General features: G+C 52.3%; 21 protein-coding genes. 7 read left to right on the forward strand and 14 right to left on the reverse strand.

The window, feature by feature from the left end; genetic code table 11:
• Positions 1-4,034 (reverse strand): retention module-containing protein (locus OGX97_RS19045; protein WP_286592711.1); only part of this gene is annotated, 4,034 nt, incomplete at its 3' end.
• Between the two features lie 332 nt (positions 4,035-4,366).
• On the opposite strand from OGX97_RS19045, the gene OGX97_RS19050 reads away from it, so the two are divergent.
• From OGX97_RS19050 to OGX97_RS19060, 3 genes are all read left to right on the forward strand, one after another.
• On the forward strand, positions 4,367-5,710 hold the full coding sequence (locus OGX97_RS19050; RefSeq protein ID WP_279850842.1) for a TolC family outer membrane protein: 1,344 nt from the start codon (positions 4,367-4,369) through the stop codon (positions 5,708-5,710).
• 89 nt (positions 5,711-5,799) lie between these two features.
• The gene (locus OGX97_RS19055) at positions 5,800-7,992 is read left to right on the forward strand and encodes a type I secretion system permease/ATPase (protein WP_048215662.1); all 2,193 of its coding nucleotides are present in this window, start codon (positions 5,800-5,802) and stop codon (positions 7,990-7,992) included.
• The gene (locus OGX97_RS19060; RefSeq protein WP_279850841.1) at positions 7,979-9,352 is read left to right on the forward strand and encodes an HlyD family type I secretion periplasmic adaptor subunit; all 1,374 of its coding nucleotides are present in this window, start codon (positions 7,979-7,981) and stop codon (positions 9,350-9,352) included. The genes OGX97_RS19055 and OGX97_RS19060 overlap by 14 nt, the downstream gene beginning before the upstream one ends.
• A 41-nt stretch (positions 9,353-9,393) precedes the next feature.
• Here the strand turns inward: OGX97_RS19060 and OGX97_RS19065 are convergent, their stop codons facing one another.
• Positions 9,394-9,999, reverse strand: a complete 606-nt coding sequence (locus OGX97_RS19065; protein ID WP_008785664.1) for a helix-turn-helix domain-containing protein — start codon at positions 9,997-9,999, stop codon at positions 9,394-9,396.
• Positions 10,000-10,454: 455 nt separating this feature from the next.
• Between OGX97_RS19065 and OGX97_RS19070 the strand changes: the two genes are divergently transcribed.
• The 3 genes from OGX97_RS19070 (at position 10,455) to mutS (ending at position 14,526) form a co-directional block, all read left to right on the forward strand.
• Positions 10,455-11,240: a winged helix-turn-helix domain-containing protein gene (locus OGX97_RS19070; protein ID WP_128612549.1), complete on the forward strand. Its 786-nt coding sequence runs from the start codon at positions 10,455-10,457 to the stop codon at positions 11,238-11,240.
• Positions 11,240-11,752, forward strand: coding sequence for a hypothetical protein (locus OGX97_RS19075; RefSeq protein WP_279850840.1), 513 nt, complete (start codon positions 11,240-11,242; stop codon positions 11,750-11,752). The genes OGX97_RS19070 and OGX97_RS19075 overlap by 1 nt, the downstream gene beginning before the upstream one ends.
• Before the next feature lie 206 nt (positions 11,753-11,958).
• A complete protein-coding gene (gene mutS / locus OGX97_RS19080) occupies positions 11,959-14,526 on the forward strand; it encodes a DNA mismatch repair protein MutS (RefSeq protein ID WP_103284789.1) in 2,568 nt (855 codons plus the stop codon).
• Positions 14,527-14,618: 92 nt separating this feature from the next.
• Here the strand turns inward: mutS and OGX97_RS19085 are convergent, their stop codons facing one another.
• Genes OGX97_RS19085 through OGX97_RS19095 form a run of 3 tightly spaced genes read right to left on the reverse strand, consistent with a single transcriptional unit; the run spans position 14,619 to position 16,886 of the window.
• Positions 14,619-14,855 carry a non-oxidative hydroxyarylic acid decarboxylases subunit D gene (locus OGX97_RS19085; protein WP_032944812.1) on the reverse strand — a complete coding sequence of 79 codons (237 nt, stop codon included), beginning with the start codon at positions 14,853-14,855 and terminating at the stop codon, positions 14,619-14,621.
• A 10-nt stretch (positions 14,856-14,865) separates the two neighbouring features.
• Positions 14,866-16,293, reverse strand: coding sequence for a non-oxidative hydroxyarylic acid decarboxylases subunit C (locus tag OGX97_RS19090; RefSeq protein ID WP_060683321.1), 1,428 nt, complete (start codon positions 16,291-16,293; stop codon positions 14,866-14,868).
• On the reverse strand, positions 16,293-16,886 hold the full coding sequence (locus OGX97_RS19095) for a non-oxidative hydroxyarylic acid decarboxylases subunit B (RefSeq protein WP_286592712.1): 594 nt from the start codon (positions 16,884-16,886) through the stop codon (positions 16,293-16,295). The genes OGX97_RS19090 and OGX97_RS19095 overlap by 1 nt, the downstream gene beginning before the upstream one ends.
• Before the next feature lie 160 nt (positions 16,887-17,046).
• On the opposite strand from OGX97_RS19095, the gene OGX97_RS19100 reads away from it, so the two are divergent.
• Complete coding sequence (locus OGX97_RS19100) at positions 17,047-17,451, forward strand: MarR family winged helix-turn-helix transcriptional regulator (protein ID WP_060683320.1); 405 nt, start codon at positions 17,047-17,049, stop codon at positions 17,449-17,451.
• 142 nt (positions 17,452-17,593) lie between these two features.
• Here OGX97_RS19100 and rpoS read toward each other — a convergent pair whose 3' ends face one another.
• The 9 genes from rpoS to OGX97_RS19145 form a co-directional block, all read right to left on the reverse strand.
• Positions 17,594-18,586: an RNA polymerase sigma factor RpoS gene (rpoS, locus tag OGX97_RS19105; protein ID WP_000081498.1), complete on the reverse strand. Its 993-nt coding sequence runs from the start codon at positions 18,584-18,586 to the stop codon at positions 17,594-17,596.
• A gap of 62 nt (positions 18,587-18,648) precedes the next feature.
• On the reverse strand, positions 18,649-19,731 hold the full coding sequence (gene nlpD, locus OGX97_RS19110) for a murein hydrolase activator NlpD (RefSeq protein ID WP_223849051.1): 1,083 nt from the start codon (positions 19,729-19,731) through the stop codon (positions 18,649-18,651).
• A 184-nt stretch (positions 19,732-19,915) separates the two neighbouring features.
• Complete coding sequence (locus OGX97_RS19115) at positions 19,916-20,542, reverse strand: protein-L-isoaspartate(D-aspartate) O-methyltransferase (RefSeq protein WP_003034172.1); 627 nt, start codon at positions 20,540-20,542, stop codon at positions 19,916-19,918.
• A complete protein-coding gene (surE, locus tag OGX97_RS19120) occupies positions 20,536-21,297 on the reverse strand; it encodes a 5'/3'-nucleotidase SurE (RefSeq protein ID WP_032944818.1) in 762 nt (253 codons plus the stop codon). The genes OGX97_RS19115 and surE overlap by 7 nt, the downstream gene beginning before the upstream one ends.
• Positions 21,278-22,327, reverse strand: coding sequence for a tRNA pseudouridine(13) synthase TruD (gene truD / locus OGX97_RS19125; protein WP_048215656.1), 1,050 nt, complete (start codon positions 22,325-22,327; stop codon positions 21,278-21,280). Before truD ends, surE begins: the two co-directional genes overlap by 20 nt.
• Complete coding sequence (gene ispF / locus OGX97_RS19130) at positions 22,324-22,803, reverse strand: 2-C-methyl-D-erythritol 2,4-cyclodiphosphate synthase (protein ID WP_003034167.1); 480 nt, start codon at positions 22,801-22,803, stop codon at positions 22,324-22,326. The genes truD and ispF overlap by 4 nt, the downstream gene beginning before the upstream one ends.
• 55 nt (positions 22,804-22,858) lie before the next feature.
• A complete protein-coding gene (ispD, locus tag OGX97_RS19135) occupies positions 22,859-23,554 on the reverse strand; it encodes a 2-C-methyl-D-erythritol 4-phosphate cytidylyltransferase (protein ID WP_003825722.1) in 696 nt (231 codons plus the stop codon).
• An 18-nt stretch (positions 23,555-23,572) separates the two neighbouring features.
• Positions 23,573-23,884: a cell division protein FtsB gene (gene ftsB, locus OGX97_RS19140; RefSeq protein WP_003034163.1), complete on the reverse strand. Its 312-nt coding sequence runs from the start codon at positions 23,882-23,884 to the stop codon at positions 23,573-23,575.
• A gap of 214 nt (positions 23,885-24,098) precedes the next feature.
• On the reverse strand, positions 24,099-24,422 hold the full coding sequence (locus tag OGX97_RS19145) for a DUF3561 family protein (RefSeq protein WP_020996298.1): 324 nt from the start codon (positions 24,420-24,422) through the stop codon (positions 24,099-24,101).
• Positions 24,423-24,433: the final 11 nt, after the last annotated feature.

Below are 24,433 nucleotides of genomic sequence, written 5' to 3' on the forward strand. Positions count from 1 at the left end.
TGTTCATCGACGGTTGAAATGGAGACATGGACCTTCTGGTCGCTGCCATCTTTCAGATTATCGGTGCTGACTTCAATGCTATAGCCCAGAGAGCCATCAGGCCGTTCAAATACCGTGCCATGATAGGTTTGGCCATTGAAGGTTAAGGTGACGTCATTGCCTTTATGCGCGTCGCCGCCGACCGGCCCGGTGATGGTGGTGGTATGCAGATCGGACTCTGCCTTACTGATAATGTCATCACTTGCGACGGTATCGATGCCGATAGAGGCGCTGGCGTCCAGATCCAGCCCAACGTGGTGTTTCGTCACCGCCGTCATTTCGTTGCCATGCTCGTCCGTGGTATGGATGCTGGCATGAATCACCGGGTTGTTGACCAGGTTCTGGGTATCCACCGGGATATGGTAGACCAGATTGCCGTTCGCCAGCTTCTCCACTTCCCCCGAATAGTGTTGACCATTAATCACCAGCTGAACGGTGTCATGCTCTTTTGCATCTCCGCTCACCGTGCCACTGATGGTGGTCTTGCCGTGATTGTCCGTCGATTCCTTGATGTTGATAAAGTTATCAGCCGTCACGTCATCAATGGTGATATACGACTGTGTATACAGATCGGCGCTGATGGTTTTGGTTTCAGAATGCGTGACGCTGTTCCCTGCCGGATCCGTAGAGGTAACAGAAACCGTAAATTCCGGATGAGTTACCAGCTTATGGCTATTTACCGGGATGCTATAGCCCAGTCCACCGCCCGCCAGCGCGATAACCACACTGTGAATCACCTCGCCGCCCTTCAGTGCCAGGGTAACCGCATCCCCCATCTTCGCATCCACGCCGGTTACGGTACCGGCGATCTGCGTAAAGCCGCCGTTCGCGGAAAACTCCTTAATATTAATAAGGTCATCACCCGCGACGGTATCGATATGTAACGTGTTTTCCGCGAAGTTGTCGATATGCACATCATGGCTGCTGGTGGCAATCGCCAGATTGCCCGCCGCATCGTGGGAGGTGACGCTGACATGGACCGTCACCTCTTTCAGCACATGACCGACGTTGTCAGAGAACGCCGCAGAATCCACCTCGATGCGATAACCGAGGGTATTTTTCCCGGTATCAATCACCTGGCCGTGATACTGGTAGCCGTTAATCTCTACCAGCACCGGGTCGCCCGCTTTCGCGTCTTCCCCGCGCACGTTTCCGGTAATCACCTGCTTCGCCGCCGACAGCTCAGTAAAGTTCAGGGTGTTGTCGGCAGTGACATCATGAATATTGACGGTGTTATGCGCTTTAGTGTCCAGCACCACGGTACGGTGCGCCAGCGCGGTCACTTCATTACCCACCGCATCGTGGCTGACCAGCGTCACCACCACCGCATTTTTACCTTCCTTCAGCGTGCCGACCGGCACCGCCACTTCGTAGCGCAGTTCGCCGTTATCATCGACCACCGTTCCGGTAAAACTCTGCCCCCGCACGCTGACGGTCACAGCATCGCCCGCTTTGGCATCGCCGCCTGCCACGCCGCTTATCAGCGTGGTCATGCGGTTTTCAATGGCGTTGACCACATTGTCGCTCGCGACGGTGTCGATATGTACCGTGTTTTCCGCGAAGTTGTCGATATGCACATCGTGGCTGCTGGTGGCGATCGCCAGGTTGCCCGCCGCATCGTGGGAGGTGACGCTGACATGGACCGTCGCCTCTTTCAGCACACGACCGACGTTGTCAGAGAACGCCGCAGAATCCACCTCGATGCGATAACCGAGGGTATTTTTCCCGGTATCAATCACCTGGCCGTGATACTGGTAGCCGTTAATCTCTACCAGCACCGGGTCGCCCGCTTTCGCGTCTTCCCCGCGCACGTTTCCGGTAATCACCTGCTTCGCCGCCGACAGCTCAGTAAAGTTCAGGGTGTTGTCGGCGGTGACATCATGAATATTGACGGTGTTATGCGCTTTAGTGTCCAGCACCACGGTACGGTGCGCCAGCGCAGTCACTTCGTTACCCACCGCATCGTGGCTGACCAGCGTCACCACCACCGCATTTTTACCTTCCTTCAGCGTGCCGACCGGCACTGCCACTTCGTAGCGCAGTTCGCCGTTATCATCGACCACTGCTCCGGTAAAATTCTGACCCTGCACGCGGACGGTCACGGCATCATTGACCGCCGCATCGCCGCCTGCCACGCCGCTAATCAGCGTCGTCATGCGGTTTTCAATGGCGTTAACCACATTGTCGTTCGCGACGGTGTCGATATGCACCGTGTTTTCCGCGAAGTTATCGATATGCACGCTGTGGGTATCGGTGGCAATCGCCAGGTTGCCCGCCGCATCGTGAGAGGTGACCGTTACCTTCACGTCCATATAACCATCGACTTTTGCAACGTTGTTGGCAAAATCGGCAGCGTTTACCGCAATACGATAGCCCAGCGTGCTATTGCCGAGATCGATGATCTGACCGTTGTACTGGTGGCCATTGATCTCTACCAGCACCGGGTCGCCCACTTTCGCATCTTCCCCGCTGACGGTTCCGGAAATCACCTGGTTACGCATATACAGCTCAGCACGATTCAGGGTGTTATCTGTCGTGACATCATCAATCGTGAGGGCGTTATGTGCCTGGGTATCCAGCACCACGGTGCGGTGCGTCACGGCAGTGGCTTCATTGCCTACCGCGTCATGGCTGACCAGCGTCACCTGCACATCGTTAGCCCCCTCTTTGAGGGTTGCGGAAGGCACAACGATTTCATAGCGTAGCTGGCCATGATCGTCGAAAACCGTGCCGTGAAACGCTTTGCCCTGAATGGTCAACGTGACCGGATCACCCGCTTTCGCATCACCGCTGGCAATGCCAGAAATAATGGTCGGCATACGAAACTCATTAGCGTTGACGACATCATCATTCGCCACCGTTTCAATGGTCACGGCATTTTGCGCATACAGGTCGTTATCGACATGATGATCCGTGGAAACAATGGTGGTATTTCCTGCGTCGTCAGTAGAGGTTAACGTGGCGTGGATGTTCGGGTCATGCAGTAACCCCTGGGTCAGTACCGGGATGGTATAAGTCAGAGTCCCATTTCCTGGGTCGGTAACAACACCGGTATATTCTTTACCATCAACCAATAAAGTAACGATATCGCCGGGTTTAGTATCGCCGCCGACCGACCCGTGGATCAGGGTTTGCGGATGATGTGACTCTTCGTAGTTAATGAGGTTATCCGGCGTGACGTTATCAACGGTAATGTCGATGTGTGGTCCGGTAATATCAATCAGCGCATGATCAAAACTTTCTGCCGTTCGTCCCGTCACATCGGTGGCTATTGCCACCACTGTTACATTTCCCGGGACCAGTCCCCCCAGATCGGTATCAATATTCCAGTGCCCGTTGCTCACTGGAACAGTAACGGTGAATGTGTTTTTTTGGCTATCGGTGAAGGTGAGTGTGATGTGATTTTGATTACTGGTGCCGCTTAAATGGGTCTGATGGAATTCGCTTTTGTTAATGAAACCGTCGTTGCCGGCAAACTCGGTAATTTGTACCTCAGGCGGGAAAACACTCGCGGAACCTGCGGTAACGCCCCCTATCGGCAGATTGATATCCCAGTTCGGGCTTCCCAGACCTTTGGTGTTAAAACCTGCTGTCGGATCAACCACCTGCCCGGTCAATTCAAGCTGAACCAGAGTGTGCCCCCCGCCGCCACCTTCTAATGTTACCGGTGCTTCATTACCCGCCGCGGTGGCTTCCAGCACCTGCGTCGGGTCAGCGCCATCGGCAATGGCCTTTTGTGCGGCGGCAATATCCTGAGCACTACTTTCCGGATGATGGCTGACCTGTAGCCCGTGCTCACCCCAATGGCTATTACGGCCTATATCCAGCGTTTTTCCGTCTGGTAAAGAGATACTTACCGCGCCGCTGGCACCGGTCACAATTTCTTCACCGCTATATACCCTGTCGCCTTCATGAACCAGTCGTTGTGCACCATTGGCATCAACTACGTAAACCTGTCCAATAATTGCTTTGATCACACCGAGTAATTTGCTCACCGTAACCTCACTTAATTACCATCATTATTTTTATAAACTCGTTAATATATTAACGAACAAATATCACATTCAATTAATGTAAACATTAATATCTCAATGTAGAAAAAAACACATTTTATAGAATGCAATTACATGAGACTTGACTGGCAAATGAATATAATAAAAAATAACCAAAAATAAAACACGATGTGACAAAACATGTCGCTGAATAGCTGATTACAGTCATCAATTAAGACAATTCATATTTGTTAATTAATATAACGTGTTTGTAAAAATGGATGATAGCGACGACACCTGGATGTCATAACCGTGAGATATAGGGCATTCATGTCATGAAGAAGTTTTTAGTTTTTCTGCTTTCATGTTTTTCAATAAATGCAGTAAACGCAGAAGACTTACAAAATACCGTTAAAGATGCATTAGCGAATCATCCTGAAGTTAATGCTGCAATAAATAGCCGTTATTCCTCGGAGCAAGATCTGCGTGCGGCACAAGGTGGCTATTTGCCATCACTGAATTTAAATGCCGAGGCCGGGCGCAAAAATGTTGATGATGCAACTACCCGCGCTGCAGGACGCAATAACGGTCTGACTCAATCACCTAACGAGGCGACTATCAGCCTCGAGCAGAATGTGTTTAACGGCTTTGCGACCAACAGCGAAGTGGCGCGACAAAAAGCGACCGTTGACTCACGCGCCTACGGTGTGATGAACACCAGTGAAAGCACCGCTTATGCGGTGATTCAGGCCTATTTCGACGTGCTGCAACGCGAAGAGTTTGTTCGCCTTGCTGAAGACGATCTGGCGAACCACGAGCGCATTTACGACCAGATAAAACTGCGTACCGATCAGGGCGTTGGGCGCTCCGGGGATTTTATGCAGGCCGAAGCGCGTCTGGCGCAGGCGCGAAACAACCTGCTGACCGAGCAGACTAACCTTGAAGACGCGAAAACCACCTTTGTCAGCGTGACGGGCATGGATCCGCAGGGCTTAAGCCAGCCAGAAAGCATTGACTCTCAGCTGCCAACCTCGCTGGAAGATGCCAAAAGTCGGATGGAAAAAAATAATCCATTACTGAAGTCTGCCAATGCGGATATCGAAGCTGCGCACCAGCAGTATGAAGCGTCGAAATCAACCTTCTATCCTCGTGTGGACGTTGAGCTTTCCCGAGGGATTAGCAACAACACCGATACCACTCGCGCACACACCGAAGAGTGGGAAGCGATGGTCAAACTGCATTACAACCTGTACCAGGGCGGCAGCGACAAAGCCAACATGAACTCCCGTGCTTATCTGCACAAGCAGGCTCAGGATGTACGTAATAACACGCTGCGCCAGCTGAATCAGGAGCTACGCCTGGCCTGGACCGCACTGCAAAACGCTCGCGCCCAGCTTCCTTCGGCGGAAGAATATGCCGACCGCAGCGTCAAAGTGCGCACGGCTTATCAGGATCAATTTAGTCTTGGCGAGCGTACGCTGCTGGATTTACTCGATAGTGAAAATGAAGTGTTCTCCTCTAAACGCCGTCTTGTTGAATTACGTTATCTGGCCATGACCAGTGGCTATCGTATTAGCGAACGCACCGGGGAATTAATGAATATTCTAAAAATCACACCGCCGCCTTCGGGGCAACCGGTAGATTCAGCAGAAGAAAATAGCTTACCGGAACTTCATTAATAATTATTAATCCCCAATAAATCCCTGACCTGCACGCTTATAATTAGCTTGCTATTATTTAACCGTGCACGGTCAGAATGGTTGCGAAAATGAGTGCACAAGCCGAATTATTAAATGACGTCCCTGAGAATTACGCTACCCCTAATTCTCAACATCACGACCCACGTAGCCATAATGACGACCCGTTATTAGATAGCTTACTGATTCTGTGTTCTCTGCACGGTAAACCGGCGAGTCGTTCAACATTAAGCAGTGGCCTGCCATTAGAAAACGATCGGCTCACGCTAAATATATTTCCACGCGCGGCGGCAAGGGCCGGTTTAAAGGCGCGAGTCGTCACGCGCACGCTCGATAAAATTCCGGCAATGTCTCTGCCTGCAGTCTTGTTATTGAACGCAGGGGGAACCGGGGTGTTGTTGGCCTGGAACGATGACGGCAGCGCCCGCTTTATGCCCAGCGAAAGCGAAGGTGGGGAAATTTGCGTTGATGCCGCCACGCTTGAGCAAAACTATGCGGGCAAAGTCATTTTTGCGCATCCGCGCCACGAATTCGATTTGCAGGCAGAGGCCTTTCTGCCGCGTACCAAATCCTGGTTTAAAGACACGCTGAAGCTGTCGCGTTTTCTGTATATGGATGCGGTATTGGCCAGTCTGTTAATCAACCTGATTGCGCTCGGCACACCGCTCTTTACCATGAATGTGTATGACCGCGTCGTACCGAACCAGGCAACGGTCACACTATGGGTGCTGGCAGTCGGCATCTGCCTGGCTTTTGTCTTTGATCTGATTTTAAAAATGCTGCGCGGTATCTGCCTTGATATTGCAGGTAAGAAAAGCGATCTCATCATCTCTTCAACCCTGTTTGAGCGCATTGTCGGTATGGAGATGAAAGAGCGCCCGGCGCGCGTGGGCAGCTTTGCACAAAACATTCACGAGTTTCAGTCACTGCGTGATTTCCTCTCATCCCTCACTTTGACGACGATTATCGATTTGCCCTTCACCCTGTTACTGCTGATTGTTATTGGCATTATCGGCGGCGCGCTGGCATGGATCCCGGTACTGACATTACCGATTGCCCTGTTGTGCAGTTGGGCACTACAAAAGCCGGTCAACGCTGCGGTGGCAAAAACCATGAGCCTCGCCAGCGAACGTCAGGCACTACTGATTGAAACCCTGAGCAGTCTGGATGCCATCAAAGTGAATAATGCCCAAAGCGAACGCCAGTTCCAGTGGGAACAAACGCTGGGTAGCCTGAGCCGTCTCGAACTGCGGGTGAAAACCTTGTCCAGCCTGGCCAGCAACCTCACCGGCTGGTTCCAGCAAATTTCAGGCGTGGTGATGATCATCGTCGGAGTGTACATGATTATCGACGGCAAACTGAGTATGGGTGGCTTGATCGCCTGCTACATGCTCAATGGTCGCGCCTTGATGCCGCTGGGTCAGCTCACTGGCCTTATCGCCCGCTATCAGCAGGCGAAACTGACCATCAAAAACACTGAGAAAATGATGTCGCTGACGCAGGAGCGCCGTGCGGATGAAAACCCGCTCAAGCGTGAACAGTTACAGGGCAGCATTGAATTTCGCGATGTGGATTTCAGCTACCCGGAGCAACAAAACCTGTCGCTGCACAAAATTAACCTGACCATTCAGCCCGGTGAGCGCATCGGCATTATCGGGCGCAGCGGTTCCGGTAAAAGTTCGCTGAGTAAACTAATCGTCAATTTATACCAGCCGAGCGCCGGGAACCTGCTGATCGATGGTATCGACTCTCGTCAGTTGGATGTGAACGATCTGCGCCACAGCATCGGCTACGTGCCACAGGACATCCAGCTATTCAACGGCACGCTGCGCGATAACCTGCTGTGCGGAGCGCGCTATGTCGATGACGAAACCATGCTGCGAGCGGCAGAACTGGCTGGCGTCAACGAATTCGCACGCCTGCATCCCGACGGCTATAACCTGCAGGTCGGCGAACGCGGCTCCCAGCTTTCCGGTGGGCAACGGCAGGCGGTGGCGCTCGCGCGCGCACTGTTGCTTGATCCCCCTCTCCTGCTACTGGATGAACCCACCAGTTCGATGGACAACACCAGCGAAGAAAAGATCAAACACGCGCTGGCCCCCTGTATTGCGGGAAAAACGTTATTACTGGTCACGCACCGCGCTTCCATGCTGTCGCTGGTTGACCGTCTGATTATTGTTGATAAAGGTCGCATCATCGCAGACGGTCCGAAAGGGGTAGTGATGGATGCGTTGAAAAAGGGGCAAATTAATGCGTCTCGCTGATCTCCTGACTCGTGCCCGCAGCTATATGCAGCACTATTTTCGCGGTCGTGATGAAAATCAAACCGACAGTATTAATGAGGTCAGTCAGGCCATAATTGATGACGCCCCAAGAGTGATACGACTGACGTTGTGGGTGATCCTCGCGCTGGTGGTGCTGTCCTTCATCTGGGCTGGTTTTGCAAAAATTGATGAAGTGACACGCGGTGAAGGCAAAGCGATCCCTTCATCAAAACTGCAAAAAATCCAGAACCTGGAAGGGGGAATTGTCACCGAGCTGTACGTGCATGAAGGGCAAATCGTTAACGCCGGAACTCCACTACTGCACCTCGATGACACGCGCTTCGCCTCCAACGTTGGCGAAACTGAAGCCGACAAACTCGGTCTGCGCGCCAAGGTAGAACGCCTGACGGCTGAGGTTGAAAGCCGGGACTTTGTGATTTCCCCCGAGATAGCCAGCCAGGCGCCCGATGTCGCCCGGGGAGAAACCGAGCTGTACAACAGCCGTCGGGAACAATTTCACAACGAAATTTCCGGGCTTGAAGAACAGCTGGTACAGAAAAAACAGGAGCTGCGAGACTTTGAGTCAAAGGAGGATCAGTTTAAGCACAGCCTCGGGTTAATCCGTCAGGAAATCAAAATGTCCGAGCCGCTGCTCGCTTCAGGCGCCATTTCAAAAGTCGAACTGCTGCGCCTGCGTCGTACCGAAGTGGAAACCGCCGGGCAGCTCAATTCTATTAGCCTGTCGCTGCCCAAGGCCACGTCAGAAATTAAAGAGATTGAGAATAAAATCGGTGAAAGCCGTGGCCGTTTCCAGAGCGATGCGCTGGCCCAACTCAATGAAGCTCGCACCAATCTGAGTAAAACCCAGGCAAGCGTTAAAGCACTGGAGGATCGGGTGAACCGTACCATGGTCACCTCACCGGTGCGGGGTATCGTCCAGCAGGTGATGGTGAATACTATCGGCGGCGTCATTCAACCGGGCAGCGATCTGGTGGAAATCGTTCCGCTGGATGACAAACTGTTAATCGAAGCCAAAATCCAGCCGCGCGATATCGCCTTCCTCCATCCGGGTCAACATGCGATGGTGAAATTTACCGCTTACGATTACACCATCTATGGCGGTCTGCAAGGCGAAGTAGTGCAGATAAGCCCGGACACCGTTACCGATAAGCAGGGGCGAAGCTTTTATATTGTGCGTTTGCAGACGGATAAAAATTACCTGGGAACAAAAGAGCATCCGATGCTGATCATTCCCGGCATGGTGGCGAGCGTCGATATTCTCACCGGCAAGAAAACGATTCTGAGCTACCTGTTAAAACCGATTATTCGCGCACGCGCGGAAGCACTCAGAGAACGTTGATCGGTTGCGCTCCCTTACATTTTGCCGGGGAGCGCATGAATTTATAACGGCGTGCAAAAAGAGAGCTTTCCACGATTCAGGGTGATTTTCCCGTCATTAACCAGCTCCTGTAACACCTTATGGATGGCACTACGTGAAATATGGTTACGGGTCAAAATAAAAGTATACACGGATGTTTTCTCGCGAACCTCTGGCTCCATCGACCAGATATATTTTACGTGTTCAATAATCTGCTCACGAATAGTACGGTGCGACTGCAACGCTTCACGCTGAAAATAACGTTGAAGATGATGCGTTAAGATATCAAACGCCTGCTTCCATAAGTTTTTGGTCGTAAACAGGTGATCGGCATTTTGTACGCTCATCGCCCACATTTCACAATCGGTATCACAACGTAAATAGTGACCAGCCACTTCCGTACGCATTTGTGGCAGGCCGAGAATAGCAGGTGCAGAAATACTCACGGTGACTAAATCGTTTTCCACACGATAAACAGAGACAGTCCCTTTCTCCAGAAATAAGATTTGTCCATCGGTCTTCAAATCAATACGCTGACGTTTTTTACGTAACGACAGCCAGGCATTATCCGACTTCTTCATTTCATCGCCAACGAGCACTACAGCATTTTCAATTTCTTTCTGGAACATGGGACTCTCTACCGCAAATTATGGCTTAGTCAAAAAGATGGTTAAATTTACTCGGCACTAAAAATAAATGTCAGCTCGCAAACAAGCTGACATTTATTCCCATCTACATCTACCACCGGCATTCCCTGGTGCCATTGACGCGTTAAGGTTCATGCTGTTTTCGCGTGGTGGTGCCATGCAGTATATGGCGCTGTCCATAAAGAATTAATGGCAATCATCTTTGTCGACATTTTTTCATCTTTCTGTTCTTTGCAGAGTAGCCAAAAAGATACAATCAATTGATTTTAATGGATTTTATTTTCATTAAAAAGTTTTCATTCTTGTTATATTATGATACCAATTTGCAACACTTCGCGGTTCTCGCTGTGGAATCAGGTCCATGCTGGTGGTCTTTATAGGCTCAGTGGTATCATGACTAAACAACCACCAGACGCATCATCAAGAGTAGAGACAATATGTCTGAGACTGGCAATGTCAGTTATCTGATTGAAAATAGAATAATATTTACGCCAGCCACACAATGTCTGGCGCGGGTAGATCACCCCAATCAGCGGATAAAACTCAAACACTCAGCGTCGTTATGTCTTTTATTACTTATTCAACATCGCGGGCAAGTGGTTTCTCAAAACGAATTGCTGGAATTCGGTTGGGGTAAAAATCACCGGCAGGTGAGTTTCAACGCCTTTTATCAAAGCATTCTCTCGTTGCGTAAAAGCTTACTGCAGCTGGAGCTTGAACAACCGCTGATCACAACGATCCCCCGCAAAGGGCTGATCATTCAAGAAGAGTTTGATATTCAGGTCATTGAAACACCGGAGGAGAACTCTGCTTCTGCTGAAGAATCCTTAGCGCCAGATGCCACCATTGAGGAATTTTTGGCTGACACACCGCGTCAACCTTTGATAACGGCTGCAGAAACAGTAATGTTGGCACTTACCCTGATAATTTGTGTGCTTATATTATATCCGTGGCAAGCCAGCGATGATTATTTCTCCGGCTATATCACTGCGGATAAAGCACCCACTGGCTGTCAGTATTATTTCAATAACGATGCCAGTAATTTCTCCCGGCATACCGCGTTTATCGACAAAAACCCAGGACTGTGTCAGAGCCATAAATTTATCTATATCACGACCTATCCTGAGTCTAAGAAACTGTCCGTACTGGTGTGTCGCTCACCGATAAAAGCCAGGCAAGAAAATGCCTGTCAGTCGGTATATTACCCACGGTATGATAGCTAATGAACTTATATCCCCGAACGTCCCGCTTCCAGACAGGTATTATCCTGCTGCTTTGTTTTGCTGCGCTTATTCTTACTGTCGTCTATCGGTACAGTAAGAACAATGGCGAGTTACATAATCTCACCTGCCGCTCTGCCATCGAAATTGTACGCAATACAAGCTCGTTCCGAGGGATTATTGATATTAAAACCGGGGGCAGTAAAGGTATTGTGAATATTGATGGTATTATAAAAGATGCCGAAAATAATGAGCAAACCGTGCAACGCATGGTACTTTTTACACAATCCAGCTACGGCTCAAGCCCGGTTTGGATTTCACAGAAAATCCAAATTTCCAATCGCGAAACAGCTCCCGCCAGCCTTATTCAGGAACTCCTCCCCGATTTTTTCCTGACCAACACCAGCGTATCCAACGTCGATTTTTTTGCGCTGAACAGCGAGACATACCTGATTACCAAAGAGGGGATCCCCTATCTGTACTGCCAGAATTATGCTTTGCCGGAAAATCAATAATCCGTCAGCACCCTGGCGGTAAAACCTACGGATGAATCTCGGTCGTTGTCGGTGATAAGATAGACCATTCAGGTAGAGCCAACGCTCGTCGTTACTGCCCATCAGGCGGCTTTCGAATGACAAATTTGTGGGTTTATGTGAGTTTCCAGGGGCTCACGTGAGACTGCCCAGGTCCCCAAAAAGATTAAAAAAAGAGCAAAAGCGATATGAAAGAGTCACTTGATACGGACTTCACGAACCACACCCCAATGATGCAGCAGTATCTCAAGCTGAAAGCCCAGCACCCGGAGATACTGTTGTTTTACCGCATGGGCGACTTTTACGAACTGTTTTATGACGATGCGAAACGTGCGTCTCAGCTGCTTGATATCTCCCTGACCAAACGCGGCGCGTCTGCGGGCGAGCCAATCCCGATGGCGGGCATTCCTCACCATGCGGTAGAAAACTACCTCGCCAAGCTGGTCAACCAGGGTGAATCCGTCGCTATTTGTGAACAGATTGGCGATCCGGCGACCAGCAAAGGTCCGGTCGAGCGCAAAGTGGTGCGTATCGTCACGCCAGGCACCATCAGTGATGAGGCGCTGTTACAGGAACGCCAGGACAACCTGCTGGCCGCTATCTGGCAGGACAGTAAAGGTTATGGTTACGCAACGCTGGATATCAGCTCCGGGCGTTTTCGTGTTAGCGAACCCGCCGACCGCGAGACCATGGCCGCAGAATTGCAGCGCACCAATCCCGCTGAACTGTTGTATGCCGAAGATTTCGCTGAAACTTCACTGATTGAGGGACGTCGCGGATTACGTCGTCGTCCGCTATGGGAATTTGAAATCGATACCGCTCGCCAGCAGCTAAACCTGCAGTTTGGCACGCGGGATCTGATTGGCTTTGGCGTAGAAAACGCCCCGCGTGGATTATGCGCGGCTGGCTGCCTGCTGCAATACGTAAAAGATACCCAGCGTACCTCGCTGCCGCATATTCGTTCCATCACCATGGAACGTCAGCAGGACAGCATCATTATGGATGCCGCCACGCGCCGCAATCTGGAAATTACCCAGAACCTGGCGGGCGGCGTTGAAAACACGCTGGCTTCAGTACTCGACTGCACCGTGACGCCGATGGGCAGCCGTATGCTCAAGCGCTGGCTGCATATGCCGGTCCGCGACACCAAAGTCCTCACTGAGCGTCAACAGACCATCGGCGCGCTACAGGATTCCACCGGTGAATTGCAACCCGTGCTGCGTCAGGTCGGCGATCTTGAACGTATCCTGGCACGTCTGGCCCTGCGTACCGCGCGCCCGCGCGATCTGGCCCGTATGCGTCATGCATTCCAGCAATTACCGGAACTGCGCGCACAACTGGAAAGCGTAGACAGTGCCCCCGTACAGATGCTGCGCGAGAAAATGGGTGAGTTTGCTGAGCTGCGTGAACTGCTGGAACGTGCCGTAGTGGAAGCTCCACCTGTGCTGGTTCGCGACGGTGGCGTCATCGCCCCCGGCTATAACGAAGAACTGGACGAGTGGCGAGCGCTGGCTGATGGCGCAACTGACTATCTGGACAGACTGGAAATCCGTGAGCGCGAGCGCACCGGCCTTGATACGCTGAAGGTTGGGTTTAACGCCGTTCACGGCTACTACATTCAGATCAGTCGCGGGCAAAGTCATCTGGCGCCGATTAACTATGTGCGTCGCCAGACGCTGAAAAACGCCGAACGCTACATTATTCCGGAGCTGAAAGAGTACGAAGACAAAGTTCTGACATCAAAAGGTAAAGCGCTGGCGCTGGAAAAACAGCTGTACGATGAGCTGTTCGACATGCTGCTGCCGCACCTGGCTGATTTGCAACAAAGCGCCAGCGCGCTGGCAGAACTGGACGTACTGGTCAACCTTGCGGAACGCGCTTATACCCTGAATTACACCTGCCCGACCTTCACCGACAAGCCTGGTATTCGTATTACCGAGGGACGTCATCCGGTGGTTGAACAGGTGCTGACCGAGCCGTTTATCGCCAACCCACTTAACCTCTCGCCTCAGCGACGGATGCTGATTATCACCGGCCCGAACATGGGGGGTAAAAGTACCTATATGCGCCAGACTGCGTTAATTGCGCTGCTGGCCTACATCGGCAGCTACGTTCCGGCGCAGAAAGTAGAGATTGGGCCTATCGACCGCATCTTTACCCGCGTGGGCGCGGCGGATGATCTGGCCTCCGGTCGTTCTACCTTCATGGTAGAAATGACCGAAACCGCCAACATTCTGCATAACGCCACCGAGAACAGCCTGGTGCTGATGGATGAGATTGGACGCGGCACCTCCACCTACGACGGCCTGTCGCTGGCGTGGGCGTGCGCTGAAAATCTGGCCAATAAAATCAAAGCATTAACGTTGTTTGCCACCCACTACTTCGAACTGACTCAGTTACCGGAGAAAATGGAAGGCGTCGCGAATGTGCATCTGGATGCGTTAGAGCACGGCGATACCATCGCCTTCATGCACAGCGTACAGGATGGTGCGGCGAGCAAGAGCTATGGTCTGGCAGTAGCAGCCCTGGCAGGCGTGCCGAAAGAGGTTATTAAACGCGCGCGGCAAAAACTGCGCGAACTGGAAAGCATCGCGCCGAATGTTGCTGCGACCCAGGTCGACGGCACACAGATGTCGCTCCTGTCAGCTCCGGAAGAAACGTCGCCCGCCGTTGAAGCACTGGAAAATCTCGACCCGGATTCGCTAACGCCTCGCCAGGCGCTGGAGTGGATCTACCGGTTGAAGAGTCTGGTGTAACGCCGTAAAGCCCGATGGTGATACGCTTATCGGGCCTATAAAATATCACTATATGTAGGCCGGGTAAGGCAAAGCCGCACCCGGCGTGTTGATTAGCGCTTATCTTCTGCCAGCAGCGGTGGAATACTCGGCACCATCGGTGCGTCATCAATATCCTTCTGCGTCATGCGAAACGCTTGCGGGTAGTGCTCGCGGCTGGTACGGCGTAGCGGCTCAGTATCACGCCAGGTGTATAGACAATGCTGGCACTGATATACCGTCCAGACACCTTTTACCGGCGAGTTTGCCATCACTTCAATATGTTCATCGGCACAACGTGGACAAATCATCTGCTACTCCTTATTTACGGTTGGCCAGCATGGCGGTCATTTTTTCTGCCCAGGCTTTTGTTTCCGGTAAATCGCATACCGGCTGGCTGTAGTGCCCACGGTTATCCGGCGCAACCGGCGTGGTCGCATCAATAATTAACTTGTCGGTAATCCCCGCCGGACTGGAACCCGGATCAAGCTCCAGCACCGACATATTCGGCAATTGCACCAGATCGCCCGCCGGATTGACCTTCGAAGACAGCGCCCACATCACCTGCGGCAGGTTGAACGGATCAACATCCTCATCAACCATAATCACCATTTTCACGTAACCCAGGCCATGCGGCGTCGTCATGGCGCGCAGCCCCACCGCGCGGGCAAAGCCGCCGTAGCGTTTTTTGGTGGAGATAATTGCCAGCAAACCGTGGGTATACATGGCATTCACCGCCTGCACTTCCGGGAATTCGGCTTTCAACTGTTGATACAGCGGTACGCAGGTTGCCGGCCCCATCAGGTAGTCAATCTCCGTCCACGGCATCCCCAGATACAGCGATTCAAAAATTGGTTTGGTGCGATAAGAGACTTTATCGATACGCACGACCGTCATATTACGTCCACCGGAATAGTGCCCGGTAAACTCGCCAAACGGCCCTTCGATTTCACGCTTACGGCCTTCAATGACCCCTTCGAGGATCACTTCTGAACCCCATGGCACGTCAAAGCCGGTGAGCGGCGCGGTAGCGATCGGATACGGACTTTCACGCAGCGCTCCCGCCATTTCGTATTCCGACTGATCGTACTTCAGCGGCGTGGCCCCCATCAGGGTGATGATCGGATCGTTACCCAGCGTGATGGCAATCGGCAGATCTTCACCACGCTCTTCGGCTTTATGCAGGTGCAGCGCGATATCGTGCATCGGCACCGGCTGCAGGCCAAGCTTGCGTTTGCCCTTCACCTCCATACGATAAATGCCGACGTTCTGTTTGCCAAAGTTGTCCGGATCCAGCGGATCGCGCGACACCACGCAGGCTTTATCAAGATAGAAACCGCCGTCGCCATCGTTCAGGCGAAACAGCGGCAGAATATCAAACAGGTTGATCTCATCACCATCAACACAGTTTTCAGCCCACGCCGGATTGGCGCGACGCTCCGGCGTAACCGGAAATTTATCCCAACGGCGAATAAACTCATCAATCTGTTTTTTCACTGGGGTATTTGGCGGCAGGCCTAAAGAGATGGCGTGATTCTGCCACGAACCAATAGTGTTCATCGCCACGCGGGCATCGGTAAAACCACGAATATTGTCAAACCACAGCGCTGGCGCACCGTCACCAATGCGCCCGGTCGCATTGGCTGCCGCAGCCAGATCCGGCTCGGCGTTAACTTCTTCACTGATTTTCAGCAATTGCCCCTGGTCATCCAGCGCCTGTAAAAAGCTGCGCAAATCATCAAATGCCATTATTCATTCTCCTGTGAAAAATTCTGCGCCTGCCGTAAACCCTGCCAGCGACGGGCGTTGGGGTGTTCCAGACCAAACTGATCGAGCACACGCGCAACGATATGCTGAGTGATGTCATCGACCGTTTGCGGGTGGTTGTAATATGCGGGCATCGGCGGGACCATCGCCACGCCCATGCGGGAAAGCGCGAGCATGTTTTCCAGATGAATAGTGCTAAGCGGCATTTCACGCGGAACCAGAACCAGCTTGCGCCCTTCTTTCAGCACCACATCAGCAGCGCGCCCCACCAGCCCTTCCGTGTAGCCTGCACGAATACCGGCCAGGGTTTTCATACTGCAGGGGATAATGATCATGCCGTCAGTACGAAACGATCCAGAGGAGATGGTCGCTGCCTGATCCGCCGGGTTGTGGCAATAATCGGCCAACGCAGACACATCACGGACGCTGTACGGTGTTTCCAGTTCAATAGTGGTTTTGGCCCACTTTGACAGCACCAGATGGGTTTCCACCTCGGGCATTTCCCGCAGCGCCTGCAATAGCGACACACCAAGGGGCGCACCGGTTGCCCCGGTCATTCCGACAATCAGTCTCATTTAGTCTCTCAACTTTTGTTCGTGTACGAACATTTTGATTAAAATACTCTCACATAACATTTCGGGCAAGGTCATCGAGCACAGATCGCTAAAGCCGCAATTGTTAAAAAAAGATGCGTAACCCGCTATGATAGAGACTGACAGGAATTCCGGAGCGCTCATGCCGTTACGAAATAAAGCATTTCACCTTTTACGTCAGCTCTTCCAGCAGCATACGTCCCGCTGGCAACATGAATTACCGGATCTGACCAAACCACAGTATGCGGTGATGCGCGCCATTGCTGAACGTCCCGGTATTGAGCAGGTTGACCTGACCGAAGCCGCAGTCTGTACCAAAGCAACCCTTGCGGAAATGCTGAGCCGAATGGAAAAACGGGAGCTGGTCAGGCGTGAACATGACCCGGCAGATAAGCGTCGACGGTTTGTTTATTTGACCGCGCAAGGAGAAGCATTACTGGACAGCGCAACTCCGTTAGGCGATAGCGTGGATGATGAGTTTTTGGGGCGATTATCTGATGAAGAACGTGAGCAGTTCACACGTCTGGTGCGTAAGATGATGAACTAACCTGCCGGATGGCGACATAAATGTCTTATCCGGCCTACAAAGTCCTGCTCCCCGTAGGCCTGATAAACGCAGTGCCATCAGGCAACAAACATAGAAAAAGGCCAGTCCCAATGAGACTGGCCTTTCTTGATAGAACTTGTGCTTACTCGCGGAATAACGCTTCGATATTCAGTCCCTGAGTCTGCAGGATTTCACGCAGACGACGCAGACCTTCAACCTGAATCTGGCGAACACGTTCACGGGTGAGACCAATTTCACGGCCCACATCTTCCAGTGTCGCAGCTTCGTACCCCAGCAGACCAAAACGACGTGCCAGCACTTCACGCTGTTTGGCGTTCAGTTCGAACAGCCATTTGACGATGCTCTGTTTCATATCATCGTCTTGCGTGGTGTCTTCCGGGCCGTTTTCCTTTTCATCGGCCAGAATATCCAGCAACGCTTTTTCGGAATCGCCACCCAGCGGGGTGTCTACCGAGGTAATACGCTCGTTGAGTCGGAGCATACGGCTGACGTCATCAACCGGTTTATCCAGTTGTTCAGCAATCTCTTCTGCGCTCGGTTCGTGGTCCAGTTTATGCGACAACTCACGCGCGGTACGCAGATAGACGTTCAGCTCTTTTACAATATGAATCGGCAGTCGGATCGTACGGGTTTGGTTCATAATCGCCCGTTCGATCGTCTGGCGGATCCACCAGGTTGCGTATGTTGAGAAGCGGAACCCGCGTTCCGGGTCAAACTTCTCGACTGCACGGATCAGTCCCAGATTGCCCTCTTCAATCAGGTCCAGCAATGCCAGACCACGATTGCCATAACGACGAGCAATTTTCACCACCAGACGCAGGTTACTTTCAATCATGCGACGGCGGGATGCGACATCCCCACGCAGTGCGCGACGCGCAAAATAAACTTCTTCTTCGGCTGTTAACAGTGGTGAATAACCAATCTCACCAAGGTAAAGCTGAGTCGCGTCCAACACACGCTGTGTGGCCCCCTGCGATAACAGCTCTTCTTCAGCCAGGTCGTTATCACTGGGTTCCTCTTCACTCAAGGCTTTTTCATCAAAAGCCTCTACTCCGTTCTCATCAAATTCCGCATCTTCATTTAAATCATGAACTTTCAGCGTATTCTGACTCATAAAGGTGGCTCCTACCCGTGATCCCTAACGGAACTAGCACGTGAAAGCCTGGTTCCGCCGAATTATCGCTGCGGTAAATAGCGCAGCGGGTTTACGGATTTCCCCTTGTAACGAATTTCAAAATGCAAGCGTGTTGAACTGGTTCCGGTGCTACCCATGGTAGCTATTTTCTGCCCCGCCTTGATTTCTTGTTGTTCCCGGACCAGCATTGTATCGTTATGGGCGTAGGCACTCAGGTAATCATCGTTGTGTTTGATGATAATAAGATTACCGTAACCGCGCAGTGCGTTACCGGCATATACGACGCGTCCATCTGCGGTCGCGACAATAGCCTGTCCTTTACTGCCTGCAATATCGATCCCTTTATTGCCACCTTCAGTAGCCGCGAAGTTTTCGATTACTTTGCCGTCAGTCGGCCAGCGCCAGGTAGAGATTGGCGAGCTGGTTGACGTTGAGCTTGCAGTTGATTCGGTTGCGCTAACTGCTGGAGCCGTTACAGGCGCTGTGACAACGGTCCCAGCAGGCTTGTTGTTCGGCAACATTTTATTAGCACTTTGTTCACCTGAATCCTCAGAATACGTAATTGTTGGTTTCGAAGCAACAGCAACGGTGGAATTTTGTGCAGGGTTGGTCACAACTCCTTGCTGTGCTGCATCCGCCTGGGTAATAGCATTACCACCAGTAATCGGTGTACCCGACGCGTTGCCCACTTGCAGAGTTTGACCGACATTCAGGCCATACGGGGCCGGAACGTTATTGCGTTGTGCGAGATCACGGAAATCGTTCCCGGTAATCCAGGCGATATAGAAAAGGGTATCGCCTTTCTTAACAGTATAGGTACTGCCGCCCGTATAGCTACCTTTCGGAATGTTCCCATACTTACGGTTGTACACAATACGACCGTTTTCCATCTGCACAGGCTGTTCCGCAACAGGCTGGATCTGTGTTGACTGTGTGGTCGGACGCTGCACCGGCTGGATCTGTGGCGTTTGCTGTACTGTCGACGTCGAGCCCATTTTTGGTGGAGGCGTAATCAGCATGCCGGAATTGGTGTTCGTTGATGCACCGCCATCAACGGAACTGACCGGTGCAGGTGGATTCGAGGTATTTGAACAACCTGCCAGCCATAATGAAACCAGTGACAATGCCGCAATGCGGCGAACGGTAAATTTGTGGCTTCCCGCGCTCATTTATCCCCCAGGAAAATTTGGTTAAAACCAGTGACGTAATCACCGTGCAAGGCATCGGACTGGGCACTGGAAACGTGACCACGATACGCTTACTAATTCCAGAATATCCAGGAAAACTCCAGGTATTCAGAGCCAGTATCTACGCAAGCTCCCCTTTTACTAAGGGAACGAAACGTACGGCCTCCACGGTATCGATAATAAATTCGCCTCCCCGACGACGCACCCGTTTCAGAAACTGGTGCTCGTCGCCCACGGGTAAGACGAGAATACCGCCTTCATCCAACTGCATCATTAGCGCAGTTGGAATCTCAGGCGGCGCTGCCGTAACAATGATAGCGTCAAACGGGGCTCGCGCTTGCCAGCCCTGCCATCCATCACCATGACGGGTAGAAACATTATGTAAATCAAGCTGTTTAAGTCGACGACGCGCCTGCCACTGCAAACCTTTAATGCGCTCAACAGAGCACACATGATGCACCAGGTGCGCCAGAATCGCCGTTTGGTAGCCAGAGCCGGTACCAATTTCCAGCACCCGGGACTGCGGCGTTAACTCAAGCAGCTCGGTCATCCGCGCAACCATATAGGGCTGCGAAATCGTCTGCCCCTGACCAATCGGCAGGGCAATATTGTCCCAGGCCTTATGTTCAAACGCCTCATCAATGAATTTTTCACGCGGCACGGCGGCAAGTGCATCGAGAACAAGCTCATCTCTGATGCCCTGCGCACGTAATTGTTCAAGAAGAGTGTGTACGCGTCTGCTTACCATTGCGTGTCGGCTCCCACGCTGTCTAACCAGTCAGAAACAACTTCATGCGCGCCGTAGGCGGTTAAATCGACATGCAGCGGCGTAATGGAAACATAGCCTTCATCGACGGCGGCAAAATCAGTATCCGGTCCGGCGTCGCACTTTTCGCCCGGCGGCCCGATCCAGTACAGCGTATTACCGCGCGGATCCTGCTGTGGGATCACCTGATCCGCAGGATGGCGGCTACCGCAGCGGGTGACGCGGATACCTTTAATCTGATCCAGCGGTAAATCCGGCACGTTGATATTCAAAATGCGCCCGGTGCGCAGCGGTTCGCGACTCAGCGCCCGTAAGATACGGCAGGTTACTGCGGCAGCAGTATCGTAGTGTTTATGCCCATCAAGTGAGACCGCCAGCGCAGGAAAGCCCAGGTGACGACCTTCCATCGCCGCCGCAACGGTACCGGAATAGATAACATCATCGCCCAGATTAGGACCTGCGTTAATACCAGACACGACAATGTCCGGACGCGGACGCATTAATGCGTTCACGCCCAGATAGACGCAATCGGTAGGTGTACCCATTTGTACGGCGATATCACCATTTTCATAGGTGAACGTGCGAAGTGAGGATTCCAGCGTCAGCGAGTTAGACGCGCCACTGCGGTTACGATCCGGGGCAACCACCTGTACGTCAGCAAACTCACGCAGCGCTTTCGCCAGCGTTTGTATACCGGGTGCGTGGACCCCATCATCGTTACTCAGCAATATACGCATAATCACCCATTGTGTTAATAAGTTCCCTTACAACACTGGTGGCGAAGCTACCTGCCGGTAGCCAGAAACGTAACTCAACGGTTACGTCATCCCACCAGTTCCAGCTTAATTGTTGTGGATACAGCAACATAGCACGACGCGATGCGTCGACTTTCTCGCGCAACAACAGCGATTGCAGCGCGGTTTCATCAGCAATAGCGGCTTCTTCAAACGCCAGCGCGTCGCGCTGAGTTCCCCACTCACCGCTGCCCGGTAATGCCGCTGTAATCATCAATTCTTTATCATCGACGCGACGCTGTAATTCGGTCTGTTCTTCCTGCGTGGCGACAAACCAACTTCCGCGTCCCGACAATTGTAGCGCATCGCCGTCAACAACTTGATTAAAGTCTGTTTTTTTCAAGCGTTCACTGACTATCTGATTAAACAACGCACTACGGGCCGCCGACAACCAAAAACTGCGCTTATTTCGATCGCGCACCGGCGCATCGCTTTGCGCCCAACGCAGCGCCCCTTGCAGGTTGCTGCCGCCAATACCAAAACGCTGAGCGCCAAAATAGTTCGGTACGCCGCGCTCGCTAATCGCCTGCAAACGCGCTTCAACGTCATTTCGCTGGCTCACTTCACGCAGCACCAGCGTAAATTCGTTACCTTTCAGCGCCCCTAAACGCAGCTTACGCTTGTGGCGCGCGTACTCCAGCACTTTACAGCCTTCGAGTTCAAATTTGCTTAAATCAGGCATTGCATTGCCCGGCACGCGCGCGCACAGCCACTGTTCCGTGACTGCATGCTTGTCTTTCTGGCCAGCAAAGCTCACTTCACGGGCGTGAATTTTCAGGAACTTCGCCAGCGCGTCAGCCACAAAACGGGTATTACAGCCGTTTTTCAGGATACGCACCAAAATGTGCTCGCCTTCGCCATCCGGTTCGAAGCCTAAATCTTCGACGACGACAAAGTCTTCCGGATTCGCTTTCAGAACGCCATGGCCTTGTGGTTTGCCATGGAGATACGTCAGATCTTCAAACGCAGTCATTTCGTTGCCTTAATGAGTAACGCCACCGCTTCACAGGCAATCCCTTCCCCACGCCCGGTAAAACCGAGTTTTTCCGTGGTGGTCGCTTTCACGTTAACATCATCCATATGGCAGCCGAGATCTTCGGCAATAAACACGCGCATTTGCGGAATGTGCGGCAGCATCTTCGGCGCCTGAGCAATAATCGTCACATCCACATTACCAAGCGTATAGCCTTTGGCCTGAATACGCCGCCAGGCTTCTCGCAATAATTCACGACTATCTGCACCTTTAAAGGCCGGGTCGGTGTCCGGGAAGAGTTTACCGATATCCCCCAGCGCAGCCGCGCCCAGCAGTGCATCGGTTAACGCGTGTAACGCCACATCGCCATCAGAATGCGCCAGCAATCCTTTTTCATACGGGATGCGCACACCACCAATGATAATTGGGCCAACTCCGCCAAAAGCGTGTACGTCGAAACCGTGTCCAATTCGCATTATGCCTTCTCCTGATATACACAACATCCTCCAGGCAGCCTGAAGAATGATGTATCTAGATAGTTCGGGTCAGATAAAATTCCGCCAGCGCCAGGTCTTCCGGGCGGGTGACTTTTATGTTGTCAGCGCGTCCTTCGACCAGCAGCGGATGAAAACCGCAATATTCAAGCGCCGAGGCTTCGTCCGTAATGGTTGCGCCTTCGTTTAGCGCACGGGTCAGACAGTCATGCAACAGCTCGCGAGGGAAAAACTGCGGCGTCAACGCATGCCATAAATCGGTGCGATCGACCGTATGGGCGATGTCTGTTCGGCCCGGCTCCGCGCGTTTCATCGTGTCGCGCACCGGCGCAGCAAGGATCCCACCGATGCGGCTGGTTTCACTTATTGCCAGCAAACGAGATAAATCTTCCTGATGCAGGCACGGACGCGCGGCATCATGTACCAGTACCCAACTGGCCTCACCTGCGGCTTGCAAACCAGCAAGGACAGAATCGGCACGCTCGTTGCCACCATCCACCACGGTAATTTGCGGGTGCGCTGCGAGTGGAAGTTGGGCAAAGCGACTGTCGCCTGGGCTAATAGCGATGACGACTCGCGTCACCCGGGGATGAGCCAGCAGCGCATCAACCGAGTGTTCGAGAATGGTTTTATTGCCAATAGAGAGGTACTGCTTAGGACACTCTGTTTGCATTCGGCGGCCAAACCCGGCAGCCGGCACCACGGCGCAAACGTCCATTAAAGTGGCTGCCATGTTAAATCCCTGGACGGTTTATCGATTGTTTTGCCCTGCAGTCTGAGCGCGTTTAGACGCGTCAGGCACCAGACGATAAAAGGTTTCGCCTGGCTTAGTCATACTGAGTTCGTTACGCGCGCGCTCTTCGATAGCCTCTTGCCCGCCATTGAGATCGTCAATTTCGGCAAAAAGCTGATCGTTACGCGCTTTCAGTTTCGCGTTTGTAGCTTGCTGCGCCGCAACATCATCGTTGACGCGACTATAGTCATGTATGCCGTTCTTACCGAACCACAGCGAATACTGTAGCCAGACTAATAAAGCCAGCAACAGCAACGTAAGTTTACCCATCCTGCCCCCTGAAAAACGGCATCAACATCCCATAAACTCCGCTGACAACTTTACATCAACGGACGGGAATGCCGCGACAACGCGGGCAAATGTACCACATTTGCCCGTTGTTACGTATACCCCATGTAAGGAGAACATAATCTCATTGTTGGTTACGGTTTGAATTATGGCCAGACAGTGAACAACAGCGGCGATCGCGTGAAAGGACGTATGCCTAACCCAGTAGCCACAGGAACAGTGCGCCAAACATTGCGCCAACCACCAGCAGGGTACAGGCAATACTCAGCAGCAATCTCCCCTTCAATAGCGAATGCAGGGCAATACCCGCGACAATCGCCACGGGCAACAACGCAAGGAAAAAGGGCCAGGTATAGAGGAAGAAAAACAGTGTGTTAGGGCCATACATCAGACACGGGAATCCCAGCGCCAGCAACCACGCGACAAAACCGACCACGGCTCCTGGGAGTGACCAGGTAGTTTCGTCGTCGGCGGCGAAGGTATCTGACTCTGTAATAGTAATGTTATGGCTGTTACGCATATCTAATCCTG

It is taken from the genome of Citrobacter sp. Cpo061, from assembly GCF_030332845.1.
Classification (GTDB): domain Bacteria; phylum Pseudomonadota; class Gammaproteobacteria; order Enterobacterales; family Enterobacteriaceae; genus Citrobacter; species Citrobacter portucalensis.

What these genes read in the sequence shown, in the direction of transcription:
- OGX97_RS19050 (WP_279850842.1), top strand. Translation starts at nt 4,367, where the DNA reads ATGAAGAAGTTTTTAGTTTTTCTGCTTTCATGTTTTTCAATAAATGCA.
- OGX97_RS19055 (WP_048215662.1), top strand. Translation starts at nt 5,800, where the DNA reads ATGAGTGCACAAGCCGAATTATTAAATGACGTCCCTGAGAATTACGCT.
- OGX97_RS19060 (WP_279850841.1), top strand. Translation starts at nt 7,979, where the DNA reads ATGCGTCTCGCTGATCTCCTGACTCGTGCCCGCAGCTATATGCAGCAC.
- OGX97_RS19065 (WP_008785664.1), bottom strand. Translation starts at nt 9,999, where the DNA reads ATGTTCCAGAAAGAAATTGAAAATGCTGTAGTGCTCGTTGGCGATGAA.
- OGX97_RS19070 (WP_128612549.1), top strand. Translation starts at nt 10,455, where the DNA reads ATGTCTGAGACTGGCAATGTCAGTTATCTGATTGAAAATAGAATAATA.
- OGX97_RS19075 (WP_279850840.1), top strand. Translation starts at nt 11,240, where the DNA reads ATGAACTTATATCCCCGAACGTCCCGCTTCCAGACAGGTATTATCCTG.
- mutS (WP_103284789.1), top strand. Translation starts at nt 11,959, where the DNA reads ATGAAAGAGTCACTTGATACGGACTTCACGAACCACACCCCAATGATG.
- OGX97_RS19085 (WP_032944812.1), bottom strand. Translation starts at nt 14,855, where the DNA reads ATGATTTGTCCACGTTGTGCCGATGAACATATTGAAGTGATGGCAAAC.
- OGX97_RS19090 (WP_060683321.1), bottom strand. Translation starts at nt 16,293, where the DNA reads ATGGCATTTGATGATTTGCGCAGCTTTTTACAGGCGCTGGATGACCAG.
- OGX97_RS19095 (WP_286592712.1), bottom strand. Translation starts at nt 16,886, where the DNA reads ATGAGACTGATTGTCGGAATGACCGGGGCAACCGGTGCGCCCCTTGGT.
- OGX97_RS19100 (WP_060683320.1), top strand. Translation starts at nt 17,047, where the DNA reads ATGCCGTTACGAAATAAAGCATTTCACCTTTTACGTCAGCTCTTCCAG.
- rpoS (WP_000081498.1), bottom strand. Translation starts at nt 18,586, where the DNA reads ATGAGTCAGAATACGCTGAAAGTTCATGATTTAAATGAAGATGCGGAA.
- OGX97_RS19115 (WP_003034172.1), bottom strand. Translation starts at nt 20,542, where the DNA reads ATGGTAAGCAGACGCGTACACACTCTTCTTGAACAATTACGTGCGCAG.
- surE (WP_032944818.1), bottom strand. Translation starts at nt 21,297, where the DNA reads ATGCGTATATTGCTGAGTAACGATGATGGGGTCCACGCACCCGGTATA.
- truD (WP_048215656.1), bottom strand. Translation starts at nt 22,327, where the DNA reads ATGACTGCGTTTGAAGATCTGACGTATCTCCATGGCAAACCACAAGGC.
- ispF (WP_003034167.1), bottom strand. Translation starts at nt 22,803, where the DNA reads ATGCGAATTGGACACGGTTTCGACGTACACGCTTTTGGCGGAGTTGGC.
- ispD (WP_003825722.1), bottom strand. Translation starts at nt 23,554, where the DNA reads ATGGCAGCCACTTTAATGGACGTTTGCGCCGTGGTGCCGGCTGCCGGG.
- ftsB (WP_003034163.1), bottom strand. Translation starts at nt 23,884, where the DNA reads ATGGGTAAACTTACGTTGCTGTTGCTGGCTTTATTAGTCTGGCTACAG.
- OGX97_RS19145 (WP_020996298.1), bottom strand. Translation starts at nt 24,422, where the DNA reads ATGCGTAACAGCCATAACATTACTATTACAGAGTCAGATACCTTCGCC.